18 protein-coding genes are annotated in these 22,201 nt (G+C 70.7%); 10 read left to right on the top strand and 8 right to left on the bottom strand.

Annotation, left to right across the window (positions count from 1 at the left end):
- Window positions 1–126: 126 nt before the first annotated feature.
- Together meaB and OG390_RS35240 are read right to left on the bottom strand one after the other, a co-directional pair.
- Complete coding sequence (gene meaB, locus OG390_RS35245; protein ID WP_399081516.1) at window positions 127–1,083, bottom strand: methylmalonyl Co-A mutase-associated GTPase MeaB; 957 nt, start codon at window positions 1,081–1,083, stop codon at window positions 127–129.
- Between the two features lie 43 nt (window positions 1,084–1,126).
- On the bottom strand, window positions 1,127–2,329 hold the full coding sequence (locus tag OG390_RS35240; RefSeq protein ID WP_399081519.1) for an acetyl-CoA C-acetyltransferase: 1,203 nt from the start codon (window positions 2,327–2,329) through the stop codon (window positions 1,127–1,129).
- Window positions 2,330–2,475: 146 nt separating this feature from the next.
- On the opposite strand from OG390_RS35240, the gene mce reads away from it, so the two are divergent.
- The 5 genes from mce (at window position 2,476) to OG390_RS35215 (ending at window position 10,077) form a co-directional block, all read left to right on the top strand.
- Window positions 2,476–2,916: a methylmalonyl-CoA epimerase gene (gene mce, locus OG390_RS35235; protein ID WP_399081521.1), complete on the top strand. Its 441-nt coding sequence runs from the start codon at window positions 2,476–2,478 to the stop codon at window positions 2,914–2,916.
- A 244-nt stretch (window positions 2,917–3,160) separates the two neighbouring features.
- Entirely contained in the window at window positions 3,161–7,009 is a 3,849-nt protein-coding gene (gene scy / locus OG390_RS35230; protein WP_406173493.1) for a polarized growth protein Scy, read from the top strand.
- Window positions 7,010–7,192: 183 nt separating this feature from the next.
- Window positions 7,193–8,128 carry a cellulose-binding protein gene (locus OG390_RS35225; protein ID WP_399081525.1) on the top strand — a complete coding sequence of 312 codons (936 nt, stop codon included), beginning with the start codon at window positions 7,193–7,195 and terminating at the stop codon, window positions 8,126–8,128.
- 207 nt (window positions 8,129–8,335) lie between these two features.
- On the top strand, window positions 8,336–9,304 hold the full coding sequence (locus OG390_RS35220; RefSeq protein ID WP_406173491.1) for an ABC transporter ATP-binding protein: 969 nt from the start codon (window positions 8,336–8,338) through the stop codon (window positions 9,302–9,304).
- 2 nt (window positions 9,305–9,306) lie between these two features.
- Window positions 9,307–10,077 carry an ABC transporter permease gene (locus tag OG390_RS35215; protein ID WP_406173489.1) on the top strand — a complete coding sequence of 257 codons (771 nt, stop codon included), beginning with the start codon at window positions 9,307–9,309 and terminating at the stop codon, window positions 10,075–10,077.
- Window positions 10,078–10,109: 32 nt separating this feature from the next.
- Here OG390_RS35215 and OG390_RS35210 read toward each other — a convergent pair whose 3' ends face one another.
- Complete coding sequence (locus OG390_RS35210; protein WP_406173487.1) at window positions 10,110–11,096, bottom strand: hypothetical protein; 987 nt, start codon at window positions 11,094–11,096, stop codon at window positions 10,110–10,112.
- Between the two features lie 181 nt (window positions 11,097–11,277).
- Here OG390_RS35210 and OG390_RS35205 point away from each other — a divergent pair, with 181 nt between their 5' ends.
- From OG390_RS35205 to OG390_RS35195, 3 genes are all read left to right on the top strand, one after another.
- The gene (locus OG390_RS35205) at window positions 11,278–12,168 is read left to right on the top strand and encodes a hypothetical protein (RefSeq protein ID WP_406173485.1); all 891 of its coding nucleotides are present in this window, start codon (window positions 11,278–11,280) and stop codon (window positions 12,166–12,168) included.
- A 202-nt stretch (window positions 12,169–12,370) separates the two neighbouring features.
- Entirely contained in the window at window positions 12,371–13,603 is a 1,233-nt protein-coding gene (locus tag OG390_RS35200) for an ABC transporter ATP-binding protein (protein WP_406173483.1), read from the top strand.
- Window positions 13,600–14,445, top strand: a complete 846-nt coding sequence (locus OG390_RS35195; protein ID WP_406173481.1) for an ABC transporter permease — start codon at window positions 13,600–13,602, stop codon at window positions 14,443–14,445. Before OG390_RS35200 ends, OG390_RS35195 begins: the two co-directional genes overlap by 4 nt.
- Before the next feature lie 213 nt (window positions 14,446–14,658).
- On the opposite strand, the gene OG390_RS35190 is transcribed toward OG390_RS35195, so the two are convergent.
- On the bottom strand, window positions 14,659–14,991 hold the full coding sequence (locus tag OG390_RS35190) for an ATP/GTP-binding protein (protein ID WP_406173479.1): 333 nt from the start codon (window positions 14,989–14,991) through the stop codon (window positions 14,659–14,661).
- A 221-nt stretch (window positions 14,992–15,212) separates the two neighbouring features.
- Between OG390_RS35190 and OG390_RS35185 the strand changes: the two genes are divergently transcribed.
- Window positions 15,213–16,241: an LLM class flavin-dependent oxidoreductase gene (locus tag OG390_RS35185; RefSeq protein ID WP_406173477.1), complete on the top strand. Its 1,029-nt coding sequence runs from the start codon at window positions 15,213–15,215 to the stop codon at window positions 16,239–16,241.
- Window positions 16,242–16,385: 144 nt separating this feature from the next.
- Here OG390_RS35185 and OG390_RS35180 read toward each other — a convergent pair whose 3' ends face one another.
- Entirely contained in the window at window positions 16,386–16,778 is a 393-nt protein-coding gene (locus OG390_RS35180) for an SCO5389 family protein (RefSeq protein ID WP_362024148.1), read from the bottom strand.
- 356 nt (window positions 16,779–17,134) lie between these two features.
- Here OG390_RS35180 and nucS point away from each other — a divergent pair, with 356 nt between their 5' ends.
- Entirely contained in the window at window positions 17,135–17,806 is a 672-nt protein-coding gene (gene nucS / locus OG390_RS35175; protein ID WP_406173475.1) for an endonuclease NucS, read from the top strand.
- Window positions 17,807–17,908: 102 nt separating this feature from the next.
- Here the strand turns inward: nucS and OG390_RS35170 are convergent, their stop codons facing one another.
- The 3 genes from OG390_RS35170 to OG390_RS35160 form a co-directional block, all read right to left on the bottom strand.
- Complete coding sequence (locus tag OG390_RS35170) at window positions 17,909–20,527, bottom strand: ATP-binding protein (protein ID WP_406173473.1); 2,619 nt, start codon at window positions 20,525–20,527, stop codon at window positions 17,909–17,911.
- A 271-nt stretch (window positions 20,528–20,798) separates the two neighbouring features.
- Window positions 20,799–21,122 (bottom strand): STAS domain-containing protein, encoded by a 324-nt coding sequence (locus OG390_RS35165; protein WP_189189161.1) that lies wholly within the window; start codon window positions 21,120–21,122, stop codon window positions 20,799–20,801.
- A gap of 211 nt (window positions 21,123–21,333) precedes the next feature.
- Complete coding sequence (locus OG390_RS35160) at window positions 21,334–22,182, bottom strand: 3-hydroxyacyl-CoA dehydrogenase family protein (protein WP_406173471.1); 849 nt, start codon at window positions 22,180–22,182, stop codon at window positions 21,334–21,336.
- Window positions 22,183–22,201 lie beyond the last annotated feature (19 nt).

Genomic DNA, 22,201 nt, shown 5'->3' with positions numbered 1-22,201 from the left:
TCGCGCAGTTCCCCGCGCCCCTTTTCAGGGGCGCGGGGAACTGCGCAATCTTTTGGCGGGGGTCTGGGGGCGCAGCCCCCAGGGGCCGGGAATGGGCAGGGGCGGCGGGGGCGAAAAACCCTCGGCTCAGCCCTCCGTCAGGCCCTCCACCAGCGTGTCCGCGGCCCTGTACGGGTCGAGTTCCCCCGCCACGATCCGCTCCGCGAGCGCGCTGAGGCGGCGGTCGCCGTGCAGGTCGCCGATGCGCTGGCGCAGGGCGGTGACGGCGATCGTCTCGACCTCCTGGGAGGCCCGGGCCAGGCGCCGCTCGCCGAGCACGCCGTGCTCCTCCATCCACGCCCGGTGCTTCTCCAGCGCCTCGACGACCTCGTCGATCCCCTCGCCGCGGGCGGCAACCGTCTTGACGATCGGTGGCCGCCAGTCGCCCGGACCGCGGGATTCGCCCAGCCCGAGCATGTGGTTCAGCTCACGCGCCGTCGCGTCGGCCCCGTCCCGGTCGGCCTTGTTGACCACATACACATCGCCGATCTCCAGGATTCCGGCCTTGGCCGCCTGGATCCCGTCGCCCATCCCGGGGGCGAGCAGCACGACCGAGGTGTCCGCCTGGGACGCGATCTCGACCTCGGACTGGCCGACACCCACCGTCTCCACCAGCACCACGTCGCAGCCCGCCGCGTCCAGTACGCGGATCGCCTGCGGCGCGGCCCACGCGAGGCCGCCCAGGTGGCCGCGTGTCGCCATCGAGCGGATGTACACCCCGGGGTCGGACGCGTGCTCGGACATGCGCACGCGGTCGCCGAGCAGCGCGCCTCCGGAGAACGGCGAGGAGGGGTCGACGGCCAGCACTCCGACGCGCTTGCCCTGCCGCCGGTACGCCGTCACCAGCGCCGAGGTCGACGTCGACTTGCCGACGCCCGGCGACCCCGTCAGCCCCACCACATACGCATTGCCGGCCAACGGCGCCAGCGCCGCCATGACCTCACGGAGCTGCGGTGCCGCCCCCTCCACCAGGGAGATCAGCCGGGCCACGGCCCGCGGCCGCCCTTCCCTGGCCTGGGCCACCAGCGAGGAGACGTCCTGCATCACAGCTCCGTTCAGTCGAGATTCCGCAAGTGGGGAACGCGTGTCAGGCCTTGGGTACCCGCACGATCAGCGCGTCACCCTGACCGCCGCCACCGCACAGCGCGGCCGCGCCCACACCGCCGCCGCGCCGCTTCAGCTCAAGGGCGAGGTGCAGCACCAGACGTGCGCCCGACATGCCGATCGGGTGACCCAGGGCAATGGCGCCACCGTTGACGTTCACCTTTTCCGTGGACACCCCGAGGTCCTTCATTGACTGCACGGCGACCGCCGCGAAGGCCTCGTTGATCTCGATCAGGTCGAGGTCCTCGACCTCCAGGCCCTCCTTCTTGAGGGCGTGCACGATCGCGTTCGAGGGCTGCGACTGCAGAGAGTTGTCCGGGCCCGCCACGTTCCCGTGCGCGCCGATCTCGGCGATCCACTCCAGGCCCAGTTCCAGCGCCTTGGCCTTGCTCATCACGACCACGGCGGCCGCGCCGTCCGAGATCTGCGAGGAGGTGCCGGCGGTGATCGTGCCGTCCCTGGTGAAGGCGGGGCGCAGCTTGCCGAGCGACTCGACCGTCGTCTCGGCGCGGATGCCCTCGTCCTTGCTGAAGACGACGGGCTCGCCCTTGCGCTGCGGAATCTCGATCGGCGTGATCTCCGCCTCGAAGATGCCGTTCTTCTGAGCGGCGGCCGCACGCTGGTGCGAGAGGGCCGCCACCTCGTCCTGCTCCGGACGGGCGAGGCCGAGCCGCACGTTGTGCTTCTCCGTCGACTCGCCCATGGCGATGTTCTCGAAAGCGTCCGTCAGACCGTCGTACGCCATGGCGTCGAGCATCTCGATCGCCCCGTACTTGTAGCCCTCACGGGACTTGGGGAGCAGGTGCGGCGCGTTCGTCATCGACTCCTGGCCACCCGCGACCACGACATCGAATTCGCCCGCTCGGATCAGCTGGTCGGCGAGCGCGATCGCGTCCAGACCAGACAGACACACCTTGTTGATGGTGAGCGCCGGGACGCTCATCGGGATGCCCGCCTTGACCGCGGCCTGGCGTGCCGGGATCTGCCCTGCCCCGGCTTGGAGCACCTGGCCCATGATCACGTACTGCACCTGGTCGCCACCGATCCCCGCACGGTCGAGGGCAGCCTTGATCGCGAAGCCTCCTAGGTCGGCTCCGGAGAAGGACTTCAGGGAGCCGAGCAACCGCCCCATCGGGGTGCGGGCACCCGCGACGATCACGGAAGTCGTGCTGTTCGTTCCAGACATGAGGTGCGATCCCCTTCCAGCTTGCACAGCTGAGGAGTGAACGAGGGTTTACTTGAATGTACTGAGCGGTAGGCCACCCGTCATCCGGCCGCGAGTGTGATCGCGCGCACGTTGCGTAACCACCTCCGGAGCGCTGCACTGAATCCATGCTGACGCGAATCGACCACATTGGGATCGCCTGTTTCGACCTCGACAAGACCGTCGAGTTCTACCGGGCCACGTACGGCTTCGAGATCTTCCACTCCGAGGTCAACGAGGAGCAGGGCGTACGCGAGGCCATGCTCAAGATCAACGAGACGTCCGACGGCGGCGCCTCCTACCTCCAGCTGCTCGAACCCACTCGCGAGGACTCCACCGTCGCGAAGTGGCTGGCCAAGAACGGTGAGGGCGTCCACCACATCGCCTTCGGCACGGCGGACGTCGACGCCGACGCCGCCGACATCAAGGACAAGGGCGTACGCGTGCTCTACGACGAGCCCCGGCGCGGGTCCATGGGCTCCCGAATCACCTTCCTGCATCCAAAGGATTGCCATGGAGTCCTGACAGAACTGGTCACTTCGGCTGCTGTTGAGTCACCTGAGCACTGACCTCCGTATATCTGGGCCGGTAGGGTTGGGGGCGGTCGTCTCCTTTTATCGGGGACGGCCGAGGTCCTGCCGCATTCCAACGAGCAGGACCGAGGGCCGGGGTCCAGGTTTCGGGGGACGAGCGTCGGGGCAGCAGCCCATGCTCCGCCGTTGATCTGACACCATTCCCCCGGGGGCCCCGTTCGGCGGATGGACGGAGCTCGTTTGGAGAGACTTGCGACCAGGGGACGGATGGGACCGCGCAGTGCGGGGCTACGAACGCCAGGAGCGAGAGCCGGCGGCTGACGTCGACCACCTCTCTCGGTTCGAGGCCGAGATGGAACGGCTGAAGACCGAGCGGGAGAAGGCCGTCCAGCACGCCGAGGACCTCGGCTATCAGGTCGAGGTGCTGCGCGCCAAGCTGCACGAGGCGCGGCGCAGTCTGGCGACCCGTCCTGCCTACGACGGCGGCGACATCGGGTACCAGGCCGAGCAGCTGCTCCGCAATGCCCAGATCCAGGCCGACCAGCTGCGCGCGGACGCCGAGCGCGAGCTGAGCCAGGCCCGCGCGCAGACACAGCGGATCCTGCAGGAGCACGCCGAGCAGGCCGCGCGCCTGCAGGCGGAGCTGCACCAGGAAGCGGTCACGCGCCGACAGCAGCTCGACCAGGAGCTGGCCGAGCGCCGGCAGACCGTCGAGTCGCACGTCAACGAGAACGTGGCCTGGGCGGAACAGCTGCGCGCCCGCACCGAGTCGCAGGCCCGCCGTCTCCTGGAGGAATCGCGCGCCGAGGCCGACCAGGCACTGGCCGCCGCCCGCGCGGAGGCCGAGCGGGTCGCCGCCGAGGCGCGGCAGCGGCTGACCACCGACGCCGAGTCGGCCCGCGCGGAGGCCGAGCAGCTGCTGCGCCGGGCCCGCACGGACGCCGAGCGGCTGCTGAACGCGGCGTCCACCCAGGCCCAGGAGGCCACCGACCACGCCGAGCAGCTGCGCAGCTCCACGGCGACCGAGTCGGACACCGCCCGCCGCCAGGCGACCGAACTGAGCCGGGCCGCCGAGCAGCGCATGACCGAGGCGGAGGCGGCGCTGCGCGAGGCGCGGACCGAGGCCGACAAGGTCGTCGCGGAGGCGAAGGAGACCGCGGCCAAGGTCCTCTCCAGCGCGGAGTCGGCGAACGAGCAGCGCACGCGTACGGCGAAGGAGCAGGTCGCCCGGCTGGTCAGCGAGGCCACCAAGGAGGCCGAGACCACCAAGTCCGAGGCCGAACAGGTCGTCGCGGAGGCGCGCACCAAGGCCGAGAAGATCATCGCGGAAGCCGAGGAGAACGCCCGCAGCCTCACCGCCGAGGAGACCGCGTCCCAGCTCTCCAAGGCGGCCCGTACCGCCGAGGACGTGCTCAACAAGGCGTCCGAGGAAGCCAAGACGACCACCAAGGCCGCCGCCGAGGAGGCCGAGCGGATCCGCACCGAGGCGGAGGCCGAGGCCGACCGGCTGCGCGCCGAGGCGCACGACATCGCCGAGCAGCTCAAGGGCACGGCGAAGGACGACACCAAGGAGTACCGCGCCAAGACGGTCGAGCTGCAGGAGGAGGCGCGCCGGCTGCGCGGCGAGGCCGAGCAGCTGCGGGCCGACGCGGTCTCCGAGGGCGAGCGCATTCGCGCCGAGGCCCGCCGCGAGGCCGTCCAGCAGATCGAAGAGGCGGCCAAGACCGCCGAGGACCTGCTCGCCAAGGCGAAGGCCGACGCGGACGAGCTGCGTACGGCGGCCACGACGGACAGCGAGAAGGTCCGCACCGAGGCCATCGAGCGCGCCACCACGCTGCGCCGACAGGCCGAGGAGACCCTGGAGCGCACCCGCGCCGAGGCCGAGCGGCATCGGGCGGAGGCGGTCGAGCAGTCCGAGGAGATCAAGGCGGACGCCGAGCGCGCGGCCGAGCTGCTGCGCGAGGAGACCGAGCGCGCCATAGCGGCTCGCCAGGCCGAGGCCGCCGAGGAACTGACCCGTCGCCACACGGAGGCCGAGGAGCGCCTGGCCGCCGCCGAGCAGGCGCTGACGGACGCGCGCGCGGAGGCCGAGCGGATCCGCCGCGAGGCCGTCGAGGAGACGGACCGGCTGCGCACGGAGGCCGCCGATCGGATCCGCACGCTCCAGGCACAGGCCGAGGCCGAGGCCGAGCGGCTGCGCAATGAAGCGGCCGCGGACGCGTCCACCTCACGCGCCGAGGGCGAGGCCATCGCCGTACGACTGCGTTCGGAGGCCGCGGCGGAGGCCGAGCGGCTGAAGTCGGAGGCTCAGGACAGCGCCGATCGCGTACGAGCGGAGGCGCAGGCCGCGGCCGAGCGGCTGGCGACCGAGGGGGCCGAGACGCTGGCCGCCGCGCAGGAGGAGGCCGCCCGGCGCCGCCGCGAGGCCGAGGAGCTTCTCGGCTCCGCGCGCCAGGAGGCCGACCAGGAGCGTGAGCGGGCCCGCGAACAGAGCGAGGAGCTGCTGGCTTCCGCGCGCAACCGCGTCGACGAGGCGCAGGCCGAGGCCGTACGCCTGGTCGAGGAGGCCGACCGGCGGGCGACCGAGATGGTCTCCAACGCCGAGCAGACCGCGCAGCAGGTGCGCGACTCCGTGGCCGGGCTGCACGAGCAGGCCCAGGAGGAGATCGCGGGTCTGCGCAGCGCCGCCGAGCACGTGGCGGACCGTACCCGGACCGAGGCGCAGGAGGAGGCGGACCGGGTCCGCGCCGACGCGTACGCGGAGCGGGAGCGGGCGTCCGAGGACGCGGGGCGCATCCGGCGGGAGGCGGCAGCGGAAACAGAGGCCGCCAAGTCGCTCGCGGAGCGCACGGTTTCCGAGGCCATCGCCGAGTCCGAGCGGCTGCGCTCGGACGCCGCCGAGCACGCCCAGCGCGTCCGCACCGAGGCGTCCGACACCATCGCGAACGCCGAGCAGGACGCCTCGCGGACCCGCGCGGACGCCCGGGAGGACGCCAACCGGATCCGTTCGGACGCGGCCACGCAGGCGGACACCCTCATCACCGAGACGGCGGCGGAGGCCGAGCGGCTCACGAACGAGACCGCCGCCGCGGCCGAGCGCGTACGGGCCGAATCCGTGGCCAAGGCCGAGCAGCTGATCTCGGACGCGACCGGAGACTCGGAGCGGCTGCGGGCCGAGGCCGCCGAGACGGTCGGTTCCGCGCAGCAGCACGCCGAGCGGATCCGCACCGAGGCGGAGCGCGTCAAGGCAGAGGCGGCGGCAGAGGCCGAGCGGCTCACCTCGTCGGCGCGCGAGGAGGCCGAGCGCACGCTGGACGAGGCACGCCAGGAGTCCAACAAGCGGCGCTCCGAGGCGGCCGAGCAGGTCGACACCCTCATCTCGGAGACCGCGTCCGAGGCGGACAAGCTGCTCTCCGAGGCGCAGCAGAGCGCGCAGAAGACGACGGCGGAAGCCGAGTCGCAGGCCGACACGATGGTCGGTGCGGCGCGCAACGAGGCCGAGCGGCTGGTCTCCGAGGCGACCGTGGAAGGCAATTCCCTGGTGGAGCGGGCCCGTACGGACGCGGACGAACTGCTGGTCGGCGCGCGCCGGGACGCGACGGCGATAAGGGAGCGCGCGGAGGAGCTGCGCGACCGCATCACCACGGAGATCGAGGAGCTGCACGACCGGGCCCGCCGCGAGTCGGCCGAGGCGATGAAGACGGCCGGCGAGCGCTGCGACGCGCTCGTGAAGGCGGCCGAGGACCAGCTCGCCGAGGCCGAGGCGAAGGCGAAGGACCTGGTGTCGGAGGCCAACTCCGAGGCGAGCAAGGTACGAATCGCCGCGGTCAAGAAGGCGGAGGGGCTCCTCAAGGAGGCCGAGCAGAAGAAGACCTCGCTCGTCGCCGAGGCCGAGAAGATCAGGTCCGAGGCGATCCAGGAGGCGAAGGCCGCGGTCGAGGAGGGCAAGCGCGACCTGGAGGTCCTGGTGCGCCGCCGCGAGGACATCAACGCGGAGATCTCCCGTGTCCAGGACGTCCTGGAGGCGTTGGAGTCGTTTGAGGCCCCGTCCGGCAACAAGGACGGTGGGGTCAAGGCGGGCGCCGCGGCGGGCGCAACTCGTTCGGGTGGCAAGTCGGCAGAGGGCTAGCCAGAAGCACCGATTCCATGCTTTGCAGGGACCTTTGGCACAGGCTCTGGCAAGCCCTCCGACAGTCAGCCACCCAAAAGGAGTCTCATTCTCCAGATCAAACACGTATCCGCTCGATGACACACCGCTTTGACCCCTAGGATTCCCCCTATCACCTCACCGGTCTCATTCGACAGGAACCCCATGAGCGACACTTCCCCCTACGGCTTCGAGCTTGTGCGGCGTGGGTACGACCGCGCTCAGGTGGACGAACGCATCTCGAAGCTCGTCTCCGACCGTGACAGCGCTCTGGCCCGTATCACTGCTCTGGAAAAGCGCATCGAGGAGCTCCATCTCGAGACGCAGAACGCCCAGGCCCAGGTCAGCGACGCCGAGCCGTCGTACGCGGGTCTCGGCGCGCGCGTCGAGAAAATCCTCCGCCTCGCCGAGGAGGAGGCGAAGGACCTGCGCGAGGAGGCCCGTCGCGCGGCCGAGCAGCACCGTGAGCTCGCCGAGTCGGCGGCCCAGCAGGTGCGCAACGACGCAGAATCGTTCGCTGCGGACCGCAAGGCCAAGGCGGAGGACGAGGGCGTCCGGATCGTCGAGAAGGCCAAGAGCGACGCCTCGCAGCTGCGCTCCGAGGCGCAGAAGGACGCGCAGTCCAAGCGCGAGGAGGCGGACGCCCTCTTCGAGGAGACCCGTGCCAAGGCCGCTCAGGCCGCCGCCGACTTCGAGACGAACCTCGCCAAGCGCCGTGAGCAGTCCGAGCGCGACCTGGCCTCGCGGCAGGCCAAGGCCGAGAAGCGCCTCGCGGAGATCGAGCACCGCGCGGAGCAGCTCCGCCTGGAGGCCGAGAAGCTGCGCACCGATGCCGAGCGCCGCGCCCGCCAGACGGTCGAGACGGCTCAGCGCCAGGCCGAGGACATCGTGGCCGACGCGAACGCCAAGGCCGACCGCATCCGTTCGGAATCCGAGCGCGAGCTCGCGGCCCTCACCAACCGCCGCGACTCGATCAACGCCCAGCTCACGAACGTCCGCGAGATGCTCGCGACGCTCACGGGCGCCGCGGTGGCCGCCGCCGGCACGCCGGCCGAGGACGAGCCGATCTCCCGTGGGGTTCCGGCCCAGCAGTCCCGGTAATCACCGAGCACCGTCAAAGGCCCGCACCCTCCGCCGGGGGCGCGGGCCTTTGTCGTGCCCTACAGGGCGCGCGGGGTTGTGACAGCGTGCGGCTCCGCCGCGTGGGTGCGACCGGCCACAGCGGCGCAGCAGCCGGCCCCGGCCGACGAGCGGCTCGACCCCCCTGCTCAAGTGGCACAGCCAAACCGCCCGACTTAGCGTGGCCGCATGATTGAGCTCGAGGGGCTGACCAAGCGGTATGGCGAGAAGGTGGCGGTGAACAACCTCACCTTCGCCGTCAGACCCGGCATCGTGACCGGCTTCCTCGGCCCCAACGGCGCCGGAAAGTCCACGACGATGCGGATGATGCTCGGGCTCGACCACCCGACCGCGGGCGATGTCCGGATCGACGGTCAGCACTACAACCATCTGAGGGAGCCGCTCAAATACATCGGCGCCCTGCTGGACGCCAAGGCCATGCACGGCGGCCGCAGCGCGTTCAACCACCTCCTCTGCCTCGCCCAGAGCAACGGCATCCCCAAGGCACGCGTCCACGAGGTCCTCGACACGGTGGGGCTCACCCCGGTGGCGAACAAGAAGGCCAAAGGGTTCTCACTCGGCATGGGCCAGCGGCTCGGCATCGCGGGCGCGCTGCTCGGCGACCCGCGGATCCTGATGTTCGACGAGCCGGTCAACGGTCTGGACCCCGAGGGCATTCACTGGATCCGCAACCTCATGAAGTCGCTCGCCGCGCAGGGCCGTACGGTCTTCGTCTCCTCCCACCTCATGAGCGAGATGGCGCTGACCGCCGACCACCTCGTCGTCATCGGCCAGGGCAGACTCCTCGCCGACACCTCGATGGCCGACTTCATCCAGCAGAACTCGCGGTCGTACGTCCGTATCCGCTCCCCCCAGCGCGAGCGGCTCCTCGATGTATTGCACGGCGCCGGGATCACCGTCGTCGAGACGGGCAGCGGCACCCTCGATGTGGACGGCGGCAAGCCGGAGCACATCGGTGAGCTTGCTGCCCAGCACCAGATCGTGCTGCACGAGCTCAGTCCGCAACAGGCCTCCCTCGAAGAGGCCTTCATGCAGCTGACCGCGGAGTCGGTGGAGTACCACGCGCACGCCGACACCCCGCACACACCGACCCCGCGGCCGGCCCCGCAATGGGGCGGCGACCGGAAGAGGGGCTGATCATGGCAGCCACCCAGGTTCTCAAGTCGGAGTGGACCAAGATCCGGTCCGTCGCATCCACCGTCTGGACGCTCAGTCTCGCGGCGGTCGTCACCATCGCCCTCGGCATCCTGATCTCGCTGCTGTCGAAGAACGAGTTCGACAGGATGCCCGTGCGGGAGCGGCTCTCCTTCGACCCGACATTCATCAGCTTCGCGGGCATGACCCTCGGTCAGCTCGCGATGATCGTGTTCGGGGTGCTGGTCGTGGGCAACGAGTACAGCACCGGCATGATCCGCACCTCGCTCGCCGCGGTCCCGCAGCGCGGCACGTTCCTGTTCAGCAAGATCGCGGTGGCGACGGGCCTCGCCCTCGTCGTCGGCATGATCACCAGCTTCGTCGCCTTCTTCCTGGGCCAGGCGGTGCTCGGCGCGCACAAGGCGTCCATCGGCGACCCGGGCGTGCTGCGCGCGGTGATCGGCGGCGGGCTCTACATGACGCTCATCGCCGTCTTCTCCATGGGCGTCGCGGCGATGCTGCGCAGTCCGATGCTCTCGCTGGGCATCCTGATGCCGTTCTTCTTCCTGATCTCCAACATCCTGGGAGCCGTCTCCGCGACCAAGAAGGTCGGCCGCTATCTGCCCGACCAGGCCGGCAGCAAGATCATGCGGGTCGTGACCCCGATCGGCGACGACACTCCGTACGGACCCTGGGGCGGCCTCGCGATCATGGTGCTGTGGGTGGCCGCGGCGCTCATCGGCGGTTATGCGCTGCTGAAGAAACGGGATGCCTGACCTCGCTCGAAAGGCGGAACGCATGACATCGCTCAAGACCCCGGACGTGTGGGCTCACCGTCGTCGGGCGGCAGCCGCTGGATCAGTCCGTCGAAGTCCGTCCAGCCCTCCCAGCGCCACACGTCCTTGTCCAGGTCCGGCTGGAGCGGCACGAAACGGCCGAGCTCGAAGTCGCCGCCCTCCAGGTCGAACCAGCGCTCGTCGGCGACCTCGGTGCCGAGACCCACGGTTCGCGCGGTCAGCCGCACGAGCAGCTTCACGCCGTACGACCCGGACAGGTCCTTGCCCTGGATGCGCCGGAACGGCAGCTCGGCCACCGGTGCCTCGACCGGTATCCACACCGTGAAGGGTGCCCCGCGCTCGACCGCGAGCCAGGACCGCTCGTCGGCCGGCTCGCCCTTCGCGTCCAGGACCTTCAGCCACTGCTTGTAGATGACGAGGCTGCCGTCATGCGGTGAGCGTTCCAGGTAGCGCAGATGGGCTCGGGCGCGCAGGTCCACGACCGACAGATTGTCGAAGCGGTTGTAGAAGCGAACGGCGATGATCGCGTCCTCGCTGTTCGCGTGCAGCCGGGAGTAGCCGGGGAAGTCCGCGGTCCAGGCCTGCGAGATGCTGGCCCGCTGCCGCCAGACGAAAGGCCGCAGCGCGAACATCTTGATCAGGACGATGCCCAGGAGCACCGCGGGCACCAGCGAGCCGGTGACCGAGGCGAGGGTGGCGAGCAGCTGGTGCGCAGTGCTGTCCGGTTCGGGTTCGAGGTTGTCCGTGCCGACGCAGGCGCGCAGCACGGTGAGGCTGAGGTCGAAAAGCCGCTCCTCGTTCGAGAACCGCTCGGCCATCGACCGCGGCGAGTGCTCGGTCAGCGTCCAGGCGGTCGCGATGACCAGCGAGAGTCCGGCCAGCGCGCCGAGCGTCATCAGGAGCAGGGCGTGGACGGTGCGTCCGGCGATCCACCAGCGAACGGACGTACGGAAGCGCGGATGCGCCCGGCCCCTCCCCGGCTGTCTCAGTAAATCCAACTCGCCACCCCCGTAACCGACTTCGCTCCCACTCGTACAATGGGACGGCATGATTCCCGGTGTCCGTTCCGGCCAACCCCGTCCAGACGGGGAGACCAGGCCCAGCCCCGGGTACATCTCGCGTGGAAGGCTCAGACACTCCCCAGCCCGTATCGCGCGACCACCCCCGAAGGGCGTCACCGTGACGACGAAGGACCGAAGCCTTGAGGCACTGGGCCTGGACGACGTGCCCGCCAAGAAACCGCTCACCTATCCCGGCCGTCCCACCACCGAGCCCTCCCTGCTGACCGGCGGCGAGCTGCTCCAGCTCGACGTACGGCCGCTCAGGCTCGGCGAGTGGTACGTGGAGGAGCAGGAGGCGCAGCAGCGGCTCGACGAAGCGCTCGCCGACCTCGGCCAGGTGGTCACGGGACGCCGTCACCCGGTCATCGCGGTCGGCTCGAACGCCTCCCCCGGGCAGGTCGCCCACAAGCTGACCCGGCTCGGCATCCCGGCGACGGTGCCGATGGTGCCGGTGCGCGTGCAGGGCATCGGGGTCGGCTGCTCGGGGCACATCAGCCCGGCGGGCTACGTGGCAGGGACGCCGTACGTCGACCGGGGCGCCGAGACCACGCTCGTGGTGACCTGGCTGGATTCGACGCAGTTGAAGGCGGTCGACGACACCGAGTTCCCCGACTACCGGCGGGCGATACTCCCGGGCGACACGTTCACGATGACCATGCCGTCCGGGGAGCGGCTCGGCGGCGCGTACATCTACTTCAGCGCGCACGGCGTGCTGGCCGACCCGGTCACGGGACAGCCCCGCCCCGGGGGCGGCGACCAGTCCGAGCTGCTCGCCTCGCTGCTCGCCGACTCCGCGCGGCTGCGCGAACTGCTCGGCCCCGACCCGGCCACCTGGGTGCGGCGCGCCGGGGGCGAGCGGTCGCTGCGCGAGCGGGGCACGCGGATCTTCGGCGAGGAGGGCTGGGTGCTGCCCCAGACCGACTTCCTGCCGTACGTCGACGAATCGGCGGAGCTGCGGCTGTACGACGACCTGCCGCCGCTGGACGACTCGTTGCCGTATCGGGTGTGAGCGTTCCGTTTCCGGCCTGACCAGGCGCGACGGGTACCTGACAAAGGTGGGAGTGCGGGTAAGAGTTCTTACCCGCACTCTCCCGCGTATGACCTGCGCTGTTTTACTTTCTCTTGAGTGGAACCGTCAGCGCCCCGATATCCTCCTAACCCTTACGGGGGCGTGCGCCCCGACGTCCTGAACCTTTCGATGGGTGCGGAGCATGATCGAGGCAGTCGGCCTGACGAAGCGCTACGGCGACAAGACGGCCGTGTACAACCTTTCCTTCCAGGTGCGGCCGGGCGCCGTCACCGGCTTCCTCGGGCCCAACGGCTCGGGCAAGTCGACCACGATGCGGATGATCCTCGGTCTGGACAACCCCACCTCGGGGCAAGTGACCATCGGCGGCTTCCCCTACCGCAAGCTGCCGAACGCGCCCCGCCAGGTCGGCGCGCTCCTCGACGCCAAGGCCGTGCACGGCGGCCGGCACGCCCGCAATCACCTGCTGTGCCTCGCCCAGCTGTCGGGCATCCCGGCCCGCCGCGTGGACGAGGTGCTCGGTGTCGTCGGGCTCCAGGACGTGGCCAGGAAGCGCTCGAAGGGTTTCTCGCTCGGCATGGGCCAGCGGCTCGGCATCGCCGCCGCGCTGCTCGGCGACCCGCAGGTGCTGCTCTTCGACGAGCCGGTCAACGGCCTCGACCCCGAGGGCATCCTCTGGGTCCGCAACCTGATGAAGTCGCTCGCGGCGGAGGGCCGTACGGTCTTCGTCTCCTCGCACCTGATGAGCGAGATGGCGCTGACCGCCGACCACCTGATCGTGATCGGCCGCGGCCAGCTGCTCGCCGACATGAACATCAAGGACTTCATTTCGCACAACTCGGCCGACTTCGCCCGGGTCCGCACCCCGGACACCGAGCCGCAGCAGCGCGAGAAGCTCACCGCAGCGCTGACCGAGGCGGGCGGCCAGGTGCTGCCCGAGCAGGACGGTGCGCTGCGCGTCACCGGTCTCCCGCTCCCCCGCATCAGCGACCTCGCGCACTCCGCCGACGTCCGCCTGTGGGAGCTGTCGCCGCACCAGGCCTCGCTGGAGGAGGCGTACATGCGGATGACGCAGGGCGCAGTCGACTACCGCTCGACCATCGACCAGAAGGCCGGGCTCCAGCAGGAGCTGCCGCCCGGTGCCGTGCCGCCGCAGCAGATGCCGGTGGCGGGTCAGGGCCAGCCGGGCTGGTACGCACCGCCGCCGCCCCAGCAGGGCGGGCAGCCGTTCGCGATGCCGCAGGCACAGCCGGGCCCGTACGGGTCTCCGGTCGCCCCGGCCGCTCCTGGTACCGCGGACGCCAACCCGTACGCCCAGGCGGCGCCCCAGGCCCCCGCGCAGCCCGCCCAGGCTCCGGCACAGCCGCCCGCCGCGCCCGCCGCCCCCGACCTGACCAAGCCCGAGGACGCCCGATGAGCACGCCCCAGCCCCCGATGCCGCAGCAGGCCGTCGCTGCCCCCAACTGGCAGGCGGCGCCCGGCACTGCGTACACCTCGCCGATCCCGATCACCCGCACCCACCTCGGTCACGCGCTCACCTCCGAGTGGACGAAGATCAAGTCGGTGCGCTCCACGATGTGGACGCTCGGCATCTTCCTGCTTCTGGTGATCGGCATCGGCTTCCTGGTCGCCGCGCAGACCACGAACGAAGACTTCAGCGACGTCCCGTACACGATCCCGGCCTTCTTCGGTCTGATGCTCGGGCAGATCTGCCTGATCACGCTGGGCGTCCTGGTGGTCTCCTCCGAGTACGGCACGGGCATGATCCGTACGACGTTCACCGCCTCACCGCAGCGGCATCGGGTGCTCGCCGCGAAGCTGATCATCTTCTTCGCGGTGGCGTTCGTCGTGTCGGCCTTCGCGATCGGCCTGGTCGGCCTGATGACCTCGGGGATGCACGGCGGCTCCTCGAACGTCTCGTGGGGCGGCACGGTGCTCATGGGCGCGCTGTACGTCTCGCTGCTCGGTGTCCTCGCGCTCGCGGTGGGCTCGATGCTGCGCCACTCGGCCGGTGCGATCACCACGATGCTCGGCGTCGTGCTGGTGCCCGCGATCATGCCCGCGTTCCTGATGATGTCCGACAGCATGCGCACGATCGGCGAGAAGATGCAGGAGTACAACGCTCCCAACGCCCTCGCGCGGATCTTCCGGCTGGACACGGAGAGCGGGCACGGGGGCGCGCAGCTCGGTCTGCTCGCCGGGGTGACGGCGGCGGCGATCGCCGGCGCCTTCGTGCTGCTGGAGCGCCGGGACGTCTGACCTCCCGGATCGATCTCCGAAGTCGCCCAGGACCTGGGTGCGTTGACCGCCTGAGCGGCCTCGGGGAAGTGGGGTGCGTTTCCGCGTCGTCCGGTGCGGTGCATCGGCGTGCTGCCGCGTCGCCCTCGTACTGGATGTACTTGGGTGATGTGGCAGTGCGGCGTGGGGGCGTGCCGGGCGGCGTGGGGGCGTGCCTCACTTCCCCGAGGCCGCTTAGAACCTGGGCGCGTTACGGGACCGCTGCACCCGCGAGGTGCGGCGGTCCTTCGCGTTCCAGCAGGCCTTGTGCCAGTGGCGGCGGTCGTCGACGCCCGAGTGCTCCGGCCAGGCCACCACGTGCGGGACACCGGAGGGGATCATCTGGTCGCAGCCGGGGCAGCGGTAGGTCTTGCCTTCGGCGCTCGCGCCCGCCACATGGCGCACGCTCCACTCCTCGCCCTGCCAGCTCTCCGTGGACTGCCAGCCGCCGTAACGGCCCGAACGGCCCTCGTCCGCGGTCGGACCGGACGAGCCGGCACCCTTCGGACGGTTGCGACGCGGGGACACAGGACACCTCACGGAGCTATACAGGGAGCAGGGGCCATCTCCAGCCTACGCGGCGCGCACAGGGGTACGCGTACTCCACCAACCCGCACAGAACCCCCACCGGGTGGCCCATTTCGCAGACAATCCGCAAATCTCTCCGCCAGGCCGTGACTTCGGCACGTGTCATGCGGTTATGCGGGGTGGGGGAGCTCCGTGTCGGAGCCGAGGAAGCAGGAAGTGCGATGCACGTAGGAAGTTTTGTACTGGCGGCCCAGTTCCCGGGACAGGGCCAGGGGGAGACGCTCCACCGGGCGGTGCGGTCCGCCGAGGTCGCCGAGGAGGCCGGGCTCGACTCGGTTTGGCTGGCCGAGCACCACTTCGTGCCGTACGGCACATGCCCGTCGGCCGTCACGCTCGCCGCGTTCCTGCTCGGCCGCACCAGCCGCATCCGGATCGGCACGGCGGTCAGCGTGCTGCCCACCGTCCACCCCGTGGCGCTCGGCGAGCAGGCCGCACTGCTGCATCTGACGTCCGGCGGACGGTTCTCGCTGGGCGTCGGGCGCGGTGGCCCGTGGGTCGACCTGGAGGTCTTCGGTTCAGGACTGGAGGCGTACGAGAAAGGGTTCACGGAATCACTCGATCTGCTGGTGCGCTGGCTGCGCGAGCCGTCCGTGCAGGGCACCTCGGAGCGGTTCAGCTTCCGTGAAGTCCCCGTCGTCCCCCGGCCGTCGGAGGCACTGAGCGGCGCCCCCGGGCCCGAGGTCGTCGTCGCCTGCACCTCACAAGCGAGCGTACGGCTAGCCGCCGAGCGCGGGCTGCCGATGCTCCTCGGGATGCATGTCGGGGACGAGGAGAAGGCCGAAATGGTCGCGCTGTGGCGGCAGTACGCGCGCGCGGCCGGGCATCCGGCGGACTCGATCTTCGCGGCGGCCCATGTGTCCGCCGGCGTCTGCCAGATCGCCGACCGTCGCACCGACGCCGTCGAGATGCTCCTCAAAGCGATGCCCGGTTGGCTCAAGCAGGGGCTGGACGCCCATGTGACGGTCGACGGCCGCGCCCGCTCGATGCGCGACCCACTGGAATACACCGAACTGCTCTGCGGGCTGCACCCGGTGGGCACCCCCCGGCTGTGCGCCGACCGACTCGCGGCGACCTCGGAGCGGACCGGCATCTCACGCTTCGCCCTGCTCGTCGAGGGATCGGGGGACCTGGCGGCGACGCAGGAGAACGTACGACGTCTCGGCTCCGAGGTGCTGCCGCACCTCAGGTGACCGGACGCCGTCGGCCCAACGGGCCGTACGGCCCGTTCAACAGGCTGTCCAGCCCCTCCCCCGGGCCGGACGCGCGGGGAGCTTGCCGCCCCGGTACAGATGCACCTCCCGCGTACGGAGCGGCAAGCAATGCGGCATCACGCGTCAGCAGTCCCGGAACTCCGGGGACTGGTTCAGCAGCTGACTGCGGACCGAGGTGAAGCGTGCCAGCGTGTCGTCCACTGAGGCGTCCAGCGGGAACACCGCCACCCGGTGGCAGTTCTGAAAGGCCAGCCGCACTCCGAAGTGCCGCTGCAGCGCGCCGCGTATCGCGTCACTCGCGAGCGCACGCAGCAGCTGGCCACGTGCCTGCTCGTCCGGCGGAGGCGTCTGGTTGTCGGCGAAGTTGCCGCCGTCCACCTTCAGCTGGGCCACCAGGGAGCTGATCATCTCCCACGCGTAGGGCAGGGAGGTCCGGACGCAGTCGACGAAGTCAGCTTCGTCGACCTCGCCTCGCTCGGCCTGTTCGAGTAGGGCCGGTGAGACGTCGAGCGACATGGGTTCTCCTCTCGCACCCCCAGACCTCGGGGGTTGCCGGACAGGGATAGGGAATTCGCGATATCGAACACGCTGAGTACACGCATCGCGACCTCCCGTTTATACGGTAAGCAACGGGCGGTGACGGCACCAGGAGAATGCGTACATAGCGAACTCCTGGTAGGCACACAATCAGCCACGACCGAACAGGCTTCTACCAGGAAGAAAGGGGCGGGACCAAAGGGCCCTCGGTTGCGCGTGGTGGTGGGAGACGAAGGAGTAAAAGGGGCGAACCGGAGGTTCTCGGTTGAGGGTGGTGGTGGGTGACGGGTGGGAGAATCGCGTGCACCACCGCCCGTCGAGTAGCGTTGCCGACCATGCGTCTCGTCATTGCCCGCTGTTCCGTGGACTACGCGGGCCGGCTCACCGCCCATCTCCCGTCGGCCCCCCGTCTCATCCTCGTGAAGGCGGACGGCAGCGTCTCGATCCACGCGGACGACCGGGCCTACAAGCCCCTCAACTGGATGTCGCCGCCCTGCACGCTGAAGGAGGGTTCCGGCGACGAGAAGGGCGTCTGGACCGTCATCAACAAGGCGGGCGAGAAGCTCATCATCACGATGGAGGAGATCCTCCACGATTCCTCGCACGAATTGGGCGTGGATCCCGGCCTGATCAAGGACGGCGTGGAAGCACACCTTCAGGAGCTCCTCGCGGACCGCATCGAGACGCTCGGCCAGGGCTACTCGCTCATCCGCCGGGAGTACATGACGGCCATCGGCCCGGTCGACATCCTGTGCCGGGACGGCGACGGGCAGACCGTCGCGGTGGAGATCAAGCGGCGCGGTGAGATCGACGGCGTGGAGCAACTCACGCGCTATCTGGAGCTGTTGAACCGCGATCCGCACCTCGCGCCCGTTCGCGGCATCTTCGCCGCCCAGGAGATCAAGCCCCAGGCCCGCGTCCTCGCCACCGACCGCGGCATCGGCTGCACGGTCCTGGACTACAACGCGATGCGCGGGATCGAGGACGACAAACTGCGGTTGTTCTGACGGTTGCGCACGGCCGGGGGCTCACCGCGTTGAGCGGGCGCGGCCCCCGGCCGTCGGCGTACGGAGCGATCAGGCGGCCGTCGGCGTACCGGCAGAGCCGGACTACGCCGGGGTCGTGCTGTCCGTGGCAGCGGCGCTGGACACCGGGGCGCTCGCCGAAACGCTGGTGCTGGGTGACGAAGAGCCGCCCGACGTCTCTCCGGTCGTCCCGCCATCGGTACCGCCGGTCGTCCCGCCATCGGTACCGCCGGTCGTCCCGCCATCGGTACCGCCGGTCGTCCCGCCATCGGTACCGCCGGTCGTCCCGCCGTCCGTGCCACCCGTGGTCCCGCCGGTGGAGCCTCCCGTGCTCCCTCCATCCGTCGTGCCGCCCGTGGTGCTCCCGGTAGTCCCGCCGGTGGAGCCTCCGGTGCTCCCACCTGTCGTGCCGCCGCCCGAAGAGCCGGACGCCCCGGACGGCTTGGGCGACGAGCCAGAGGACGTGCCGTCGCCGGACGGCTTGACGCTCTCGGAGGGCTGGGGCGTGTCCGACTTCGGCGTCGGGTCGTCGGAGGTGCCGAGGGTGCCGTCGGCCCCCGGATCCGTAGGCGTCGCCACGACCCCCGTGTCGGAGTCGCCGCCCTTCTTCGCCTTGTCCGCGCCCAGGCTGTCCTCGTCGCTGCCCTGACTGGCCGAGGGGTTGACGCCGACCTTCTCGGACGGGGGTTCGCTGTTGTGGTCCGACGTCGCGCCGAGCGTCACCACGGTGCCGAGCACGGCGGCGAGCAGCGCGCCCGCGCCCGCGGCCACCAGGTTGCGCCGGGTACCGCTCACCAAGCGGCCCGCGACGCCCAACCGCTTCGGCGCCGGGCCGCCGGGGTCGGCCCGATGGGTGACCAGCGTGGACGGCTCACCGGGCGGTTTGGCCATCGTGAAGGCGGCCGGTACGCCACCGGGCGGCGAAGCCGACTCCTCGTACCGGGCGTCGGGTACCTCCTCCCCCGCGGTGGACCCGAACCCGGGTGTGTCACCGGAGCGGTCGGCGACCAGCGCGAGGGCGCGGCGGCCCGCGACCGTGCCGCGCTTGTCGGCGAGGGCGCCGCGCAGCCCGATGGAGGCCTCCAGCTCGGCGCGGGCCCGGTCCAGCTGGCCGCCGCAGAGCGCGAGGATGCCCAACTCGTGGTGGAAGTACGCCTGTTCGCCGACCGCGCCGGAGAGCCGGGAGGCCTCGGCGCCGGAGCGCAGCGCACGCTCCCAGGCGCTCCAGTGCAGGCCCGCGGCGAACGCGGGCGCGGCCGTGCGGGCGAGCCGCACGGCGACGCTCTCGTCCTCGTCGCCGAGCGGTGCCGTGGTGAGCGGGACCAGCACGGTGAGCGCGGCGAGCAGCGCGTCGGCCTCGGCGCAGACGCGCTCCGGGGTGACCGAGGGGTGCCCGGCCCACCAGGTGTAGTGCTGGGCCGCGGCGCGGGCCTGCTCCTCGATGTCGTCCGCGTATCCGGCGGCTTCCAGCTGCGCCTGCACTCCGGCGGCGAGCCGGTAGCGCGAGCCGACCGGGGAGACCAGCGCGCAGCTCGCCAGTTCGGCGAGTGCGGCGTCGGCGTGGGTGTCGCCCACGAGGGCGGGCAGGTGCGCCTGGTGCGGCACCTCGCCGCCGAGCGCGACCGCGAACCGCAGCGTGGCGCGGGCCGAGTCGCTCAGCCGGGAGGCGAGCAGCGCGGCGGGCGCGGCCCCTTCGGCGAGCGAGGGCAGCGGTACCTCGTGGCCGTCCTCCGCGTCGAAGGGCGCGTCGACCGGCACTTGCTGGAAGACGCCGAACTCGTCGACGGCGCCTTCGCTGGCCCGCAGCTGGTCGCGCTGCCGCAGCAGCGCCCCGGCCTGCATGAAGCGCAGGGGCAGGCCCTCGGACTCGAACCAGAGGTCACCCGCCCAGTTCGACTCGTCCTCGGTCAGGACGCGTCCGACGGCACGCTCCAGGAGTTCGAGGCCCCCGCTGCGGTCGAGCCCGCCCAGGAACACCTCTTCGAGGAGGGAGTCGGCGGACGGCGCGGGGACGTCGGGCGTCGCGCTGATCAGGAAGGCGCACTCGGGGGTGGCGTCGAGCAGCTCGTCGAGCGCGTAGCCGCCGAACTCCACGTCGTCGAGGACGACGACCGCGCCGATCTCGTGGACGAGACGGTGCAGTTCGTCCCGTTCCGGGCGGTGCAGGGGTGCGTCGTAGACGGCGGCGAACAGGTCGTGCAGCAGATCGCTCGCCGTGCGCCGGTGGCCGGAGAGGCGTACGACGCCGTCGGGAGCGAGGTCCGCGCAGTCCTCGGCGACCGCGTCGAGCAGGCTGGTGCGGCCCGAGCCGGAGGGTCCGGTGAGGCGTACGGAGCGCCCGCGCGCGAGGAGGCGCACGAGCCGCTCACGCTCCTCCTGGCGCTCCAGGAGCGGCAGCCGGGGCTGTGCCGGACCCGGCGGGACGGGCGGCTGGGCCGCGCGGGCCAGCTCGACGCGCTCGGCGGCGCTGAACTTCGCCGGCGGTCGCGGCCGCTCGTGCGGCGGGCAGTTCTCGATCTCACTGCCGTCGACAGGGTTGACGGTGAGCAGGAAGTCGCCCGAGACGAGCTGAACCGTGCGGGCGAGCGTGGGCGAATGCTGGCCCAGGTCGGTGGTGAGCGGGTCGCGCGGCGGGCGCGAGCGAGGCGCCTGGCCGTCGTCGTCATGGCCGTACTCTTCGGGTCCCCGGTTGTTCGGGTCCATGTTCCAAGCCCCCCAAAAGCGTCGTGTGCCGAGCCCCTCCCGGCCTTGCTGCACACCGCGCTGTCGCTTCTGGTCCGGTGCCCGCTCGTAGGGTTTCGGGTGGCGGGCAGCCGAACCCTAAACCTTCGCACAGTATCTACGAACAGGCGGGGTCCCGCGCCGTCCGAGACGTCACAGCTTCGTGAGGATTGTGCGCGTGGTGCGTTTCGTACGCCGGTCAGGACGCGTGTACGAGGTCTCACTCCCGAGGCGGTGACACGCCCCGGTGACTTCAGACCCGGGGCAGGGAGTCCACCCCGATGCCGCCCTCGATCGCCAGGATCCGGTGCAGCCGGGTGGCGACCAGCAGGCGCTGCATCTGCGGTGGCACGCCGCGCAGCACGAGCCGTCGGCCGCACCGCCCGGCCCGTCGGTGGGCCCCCATGATGACACCGAGCCCGGTGGCGTCCCAGGAGTCCAGCTCGGACAGGTCCAGCACCAGGTCGCCGACTCCGTCGTCGACGGCCGAGTGCAGGACGGTACGGGCGTCCGCCGCGCTGCGTACGTCGAGGCGGCCCCCGACGACCAGCTCGGCGTGGTCGCCCCTGATGTACATATGCGCTCCCCGAGAGTGCGTTTCGTACTCCGCGTGTGTCTGTTCGCGTTCGCGTTTGTCTGTTGTGCACGGTCTGACTGCCCGAAGGCCGCAGAGGTTGCCGTCTGTAAGCGAACCGATACCGAATTCACCTAATGGAGTGACACTCCAGAGGCGCGTGCGGTTTCCGTGCCGGGTGCGGCGCCCTTACCCGGGCGCCGCAGAATCGTTCTCAGTGCTTGTAGAAGCCCTGCCCGCTCTTGCGCCCGATGTCACCGGCGTCAACCATCCGGCGCATCAGCTCCGGCGGGGCGAACTTCTCGTCCTGGGTCTCGGTGTAGATGTTGCTGGTGGCGTGCAGCAGGATGTCGACGCCCGTCAGGTCGGCGGTGGCCAGGGGGCCCATGGCGTGGCCGAAGCCCAGCTTGCAGGCGAGGTCGATGTCCTCGGCGGTGGCCACGCCCGACTCGTACAGCTTCGTCGCCTCGACGACGAGCGCCGAGATGAGACGGGTGGTCACAAAACCGGCGACGTCGCGGTTGACGACGATGCAGGTCTTGCCGACGGACTCGGCGAACGCCCGCGCGGTGGCGAGCGCTTCGTCGCTCGTCTTGTAGCCGCGCACCAGCTCGACGAGCTGCATCATCGGCACCGGCGAGAAGAAGTGCACGCCGACGACCCGCTCGGGGTGCTCGGTGGCCGCCGCGATCTTGGTGATCGGGATGGCGGAGGTGTTGGAGGCGAGCACGGCGTCGTCGCGGACGATCTTGTCGAGCGTCCGGAAGATCTCGTGCTTGACCTCGAGCTTCTCGAAGACGGCTTCGACGACGATGTCTGCGTCGGCGGCCGCGTCCAGGTCGGTGGTGGCGGTGATGCGCGCGAGCGCCGCGTCCGCGTCCGCGGCTTCCAGCCTGCCCTTGCTCACGAACTTGTCGTACGAAGCCCTGATGCCGTCGAGGCCCCGGGTCAGCGCCTCGTCGGTGACATCGCGCAGGACGACGTCCCAGCCCGCCTGGGCGGAGACCTGGGCGATACCGGACCCCATGAGTCCGGCTCCGATGACCGCGAGCTTCCGTGCCACTCCGACTCCCCTACTGCAT

The sequence above is a fragment of the Streptomyces sp. NBC_00996 genome, from assembly GCF_045162675.1.
Classification (GTDB): domain Bacteria; phylum Actinomycetota; class Actinomycetes; order Streptomycetales; family Streptomycetaceae; genus Streptomyces.
The sequence above is the reverse complement of the archived record's forward strand: the minus strand, read 5'-3'. Positions and strand labels throughout refer to the sequence as shown.

Excerpts from the sequence above, each read along its gene's own strand:
- meaB (WP_399081516.1), bottom strand. The coding sequence starts at position 1,083 with ATGCAGGACGTCTCCTCGCTGGTGGCCCAGGCCAGGGAAGGGCGGCCG.
- OG390_RS35240 (WP_399081519.1), bottom strand. The coding sequence starts at position 2,329 with ATGTCTGGAACGAACAGCACGACTTCCGTGATCGTCGCGGGTGCCCGC.
- mce (WP_399081521.1), top strand. The coding sequence starts at position 2,476 with ATGCTGACGCGAATCGACCACATTGGGATCGCCTGTTTCGACCTCGAC.
- OG390_RS35225 (WP_399081525.1), top strand. The coding sequence starts at position 7,193 with ATGAGCGACACTTCCCCCTACGGCTTCGAGCTTGTGCGGCGTGGGTAC.
- OG390_RS35220 (WP_406173491.1), top strand. The coding sequence starts at position 8,336 with ATGATTGAGCTCGAGGGGCTGACCAAGCGGTATGGCGAGAAGGTGGCG.
- OG390_RS35215 (WP_406173489.1), top strand. The coding sequence starts at position 9,307 with ATGGCAGCCACCCAGGTTCTCAAGTCGGAGTGGACCAAGATCCGGTCC.
- OG390_RS35200 (WP_406173483.1), top strand. The coding sequence starts at position 12,371 with ATGATCGAGGCAGTCGGCCTGACGAAGCGCTACGGCGACAAGACGGCC.
- OG390_RS35195 (WP_406173481.1), top strand. The coding sequence starts at position 13,600 with ATGAGCACGCCCCAGCCCCCGATGCCGCAGCAGGCCGTCGCTGCCCCC.
- OG390_RS35185 (WP_406173477.1), top strand. The coding sequence starts at position 15,213 with ATGCACGTAGGAAGTTTTGTACTGGCGGCCCAGTTCCCGGGACAGGGC.
- OG390_RS35180 (WP_362024148.1), bottom strand. The coding sequence starts at position 16,778 with ATGTCGCTCGACGTCTCACCGGCCCTACTCGAACAGGCCGAGCGAGGC.
- nucS (WP_406173475.1), top strand. The coding sequence starts at position 17,135 with ATGCGTCTCGTCATTGCCCGCTGTTCCGTGGACTACGCGGGCCGGCTC.
- OG390_RS35170 (WP_406173473.1), bottom strand. The coding sequence starts at position 20,527 with ATGGACCCGAACAACCGGGGACCCGAAGAGTACGGCCATGACGACGAC.
- OG390_RS35165 (WP_189189161.1), bottom strand. The coding sequence starts at position 21,122 with ATGTACATCAGGGGCGACCACGCCGAGCTGGTCGTCGGGGGCCGCCTC.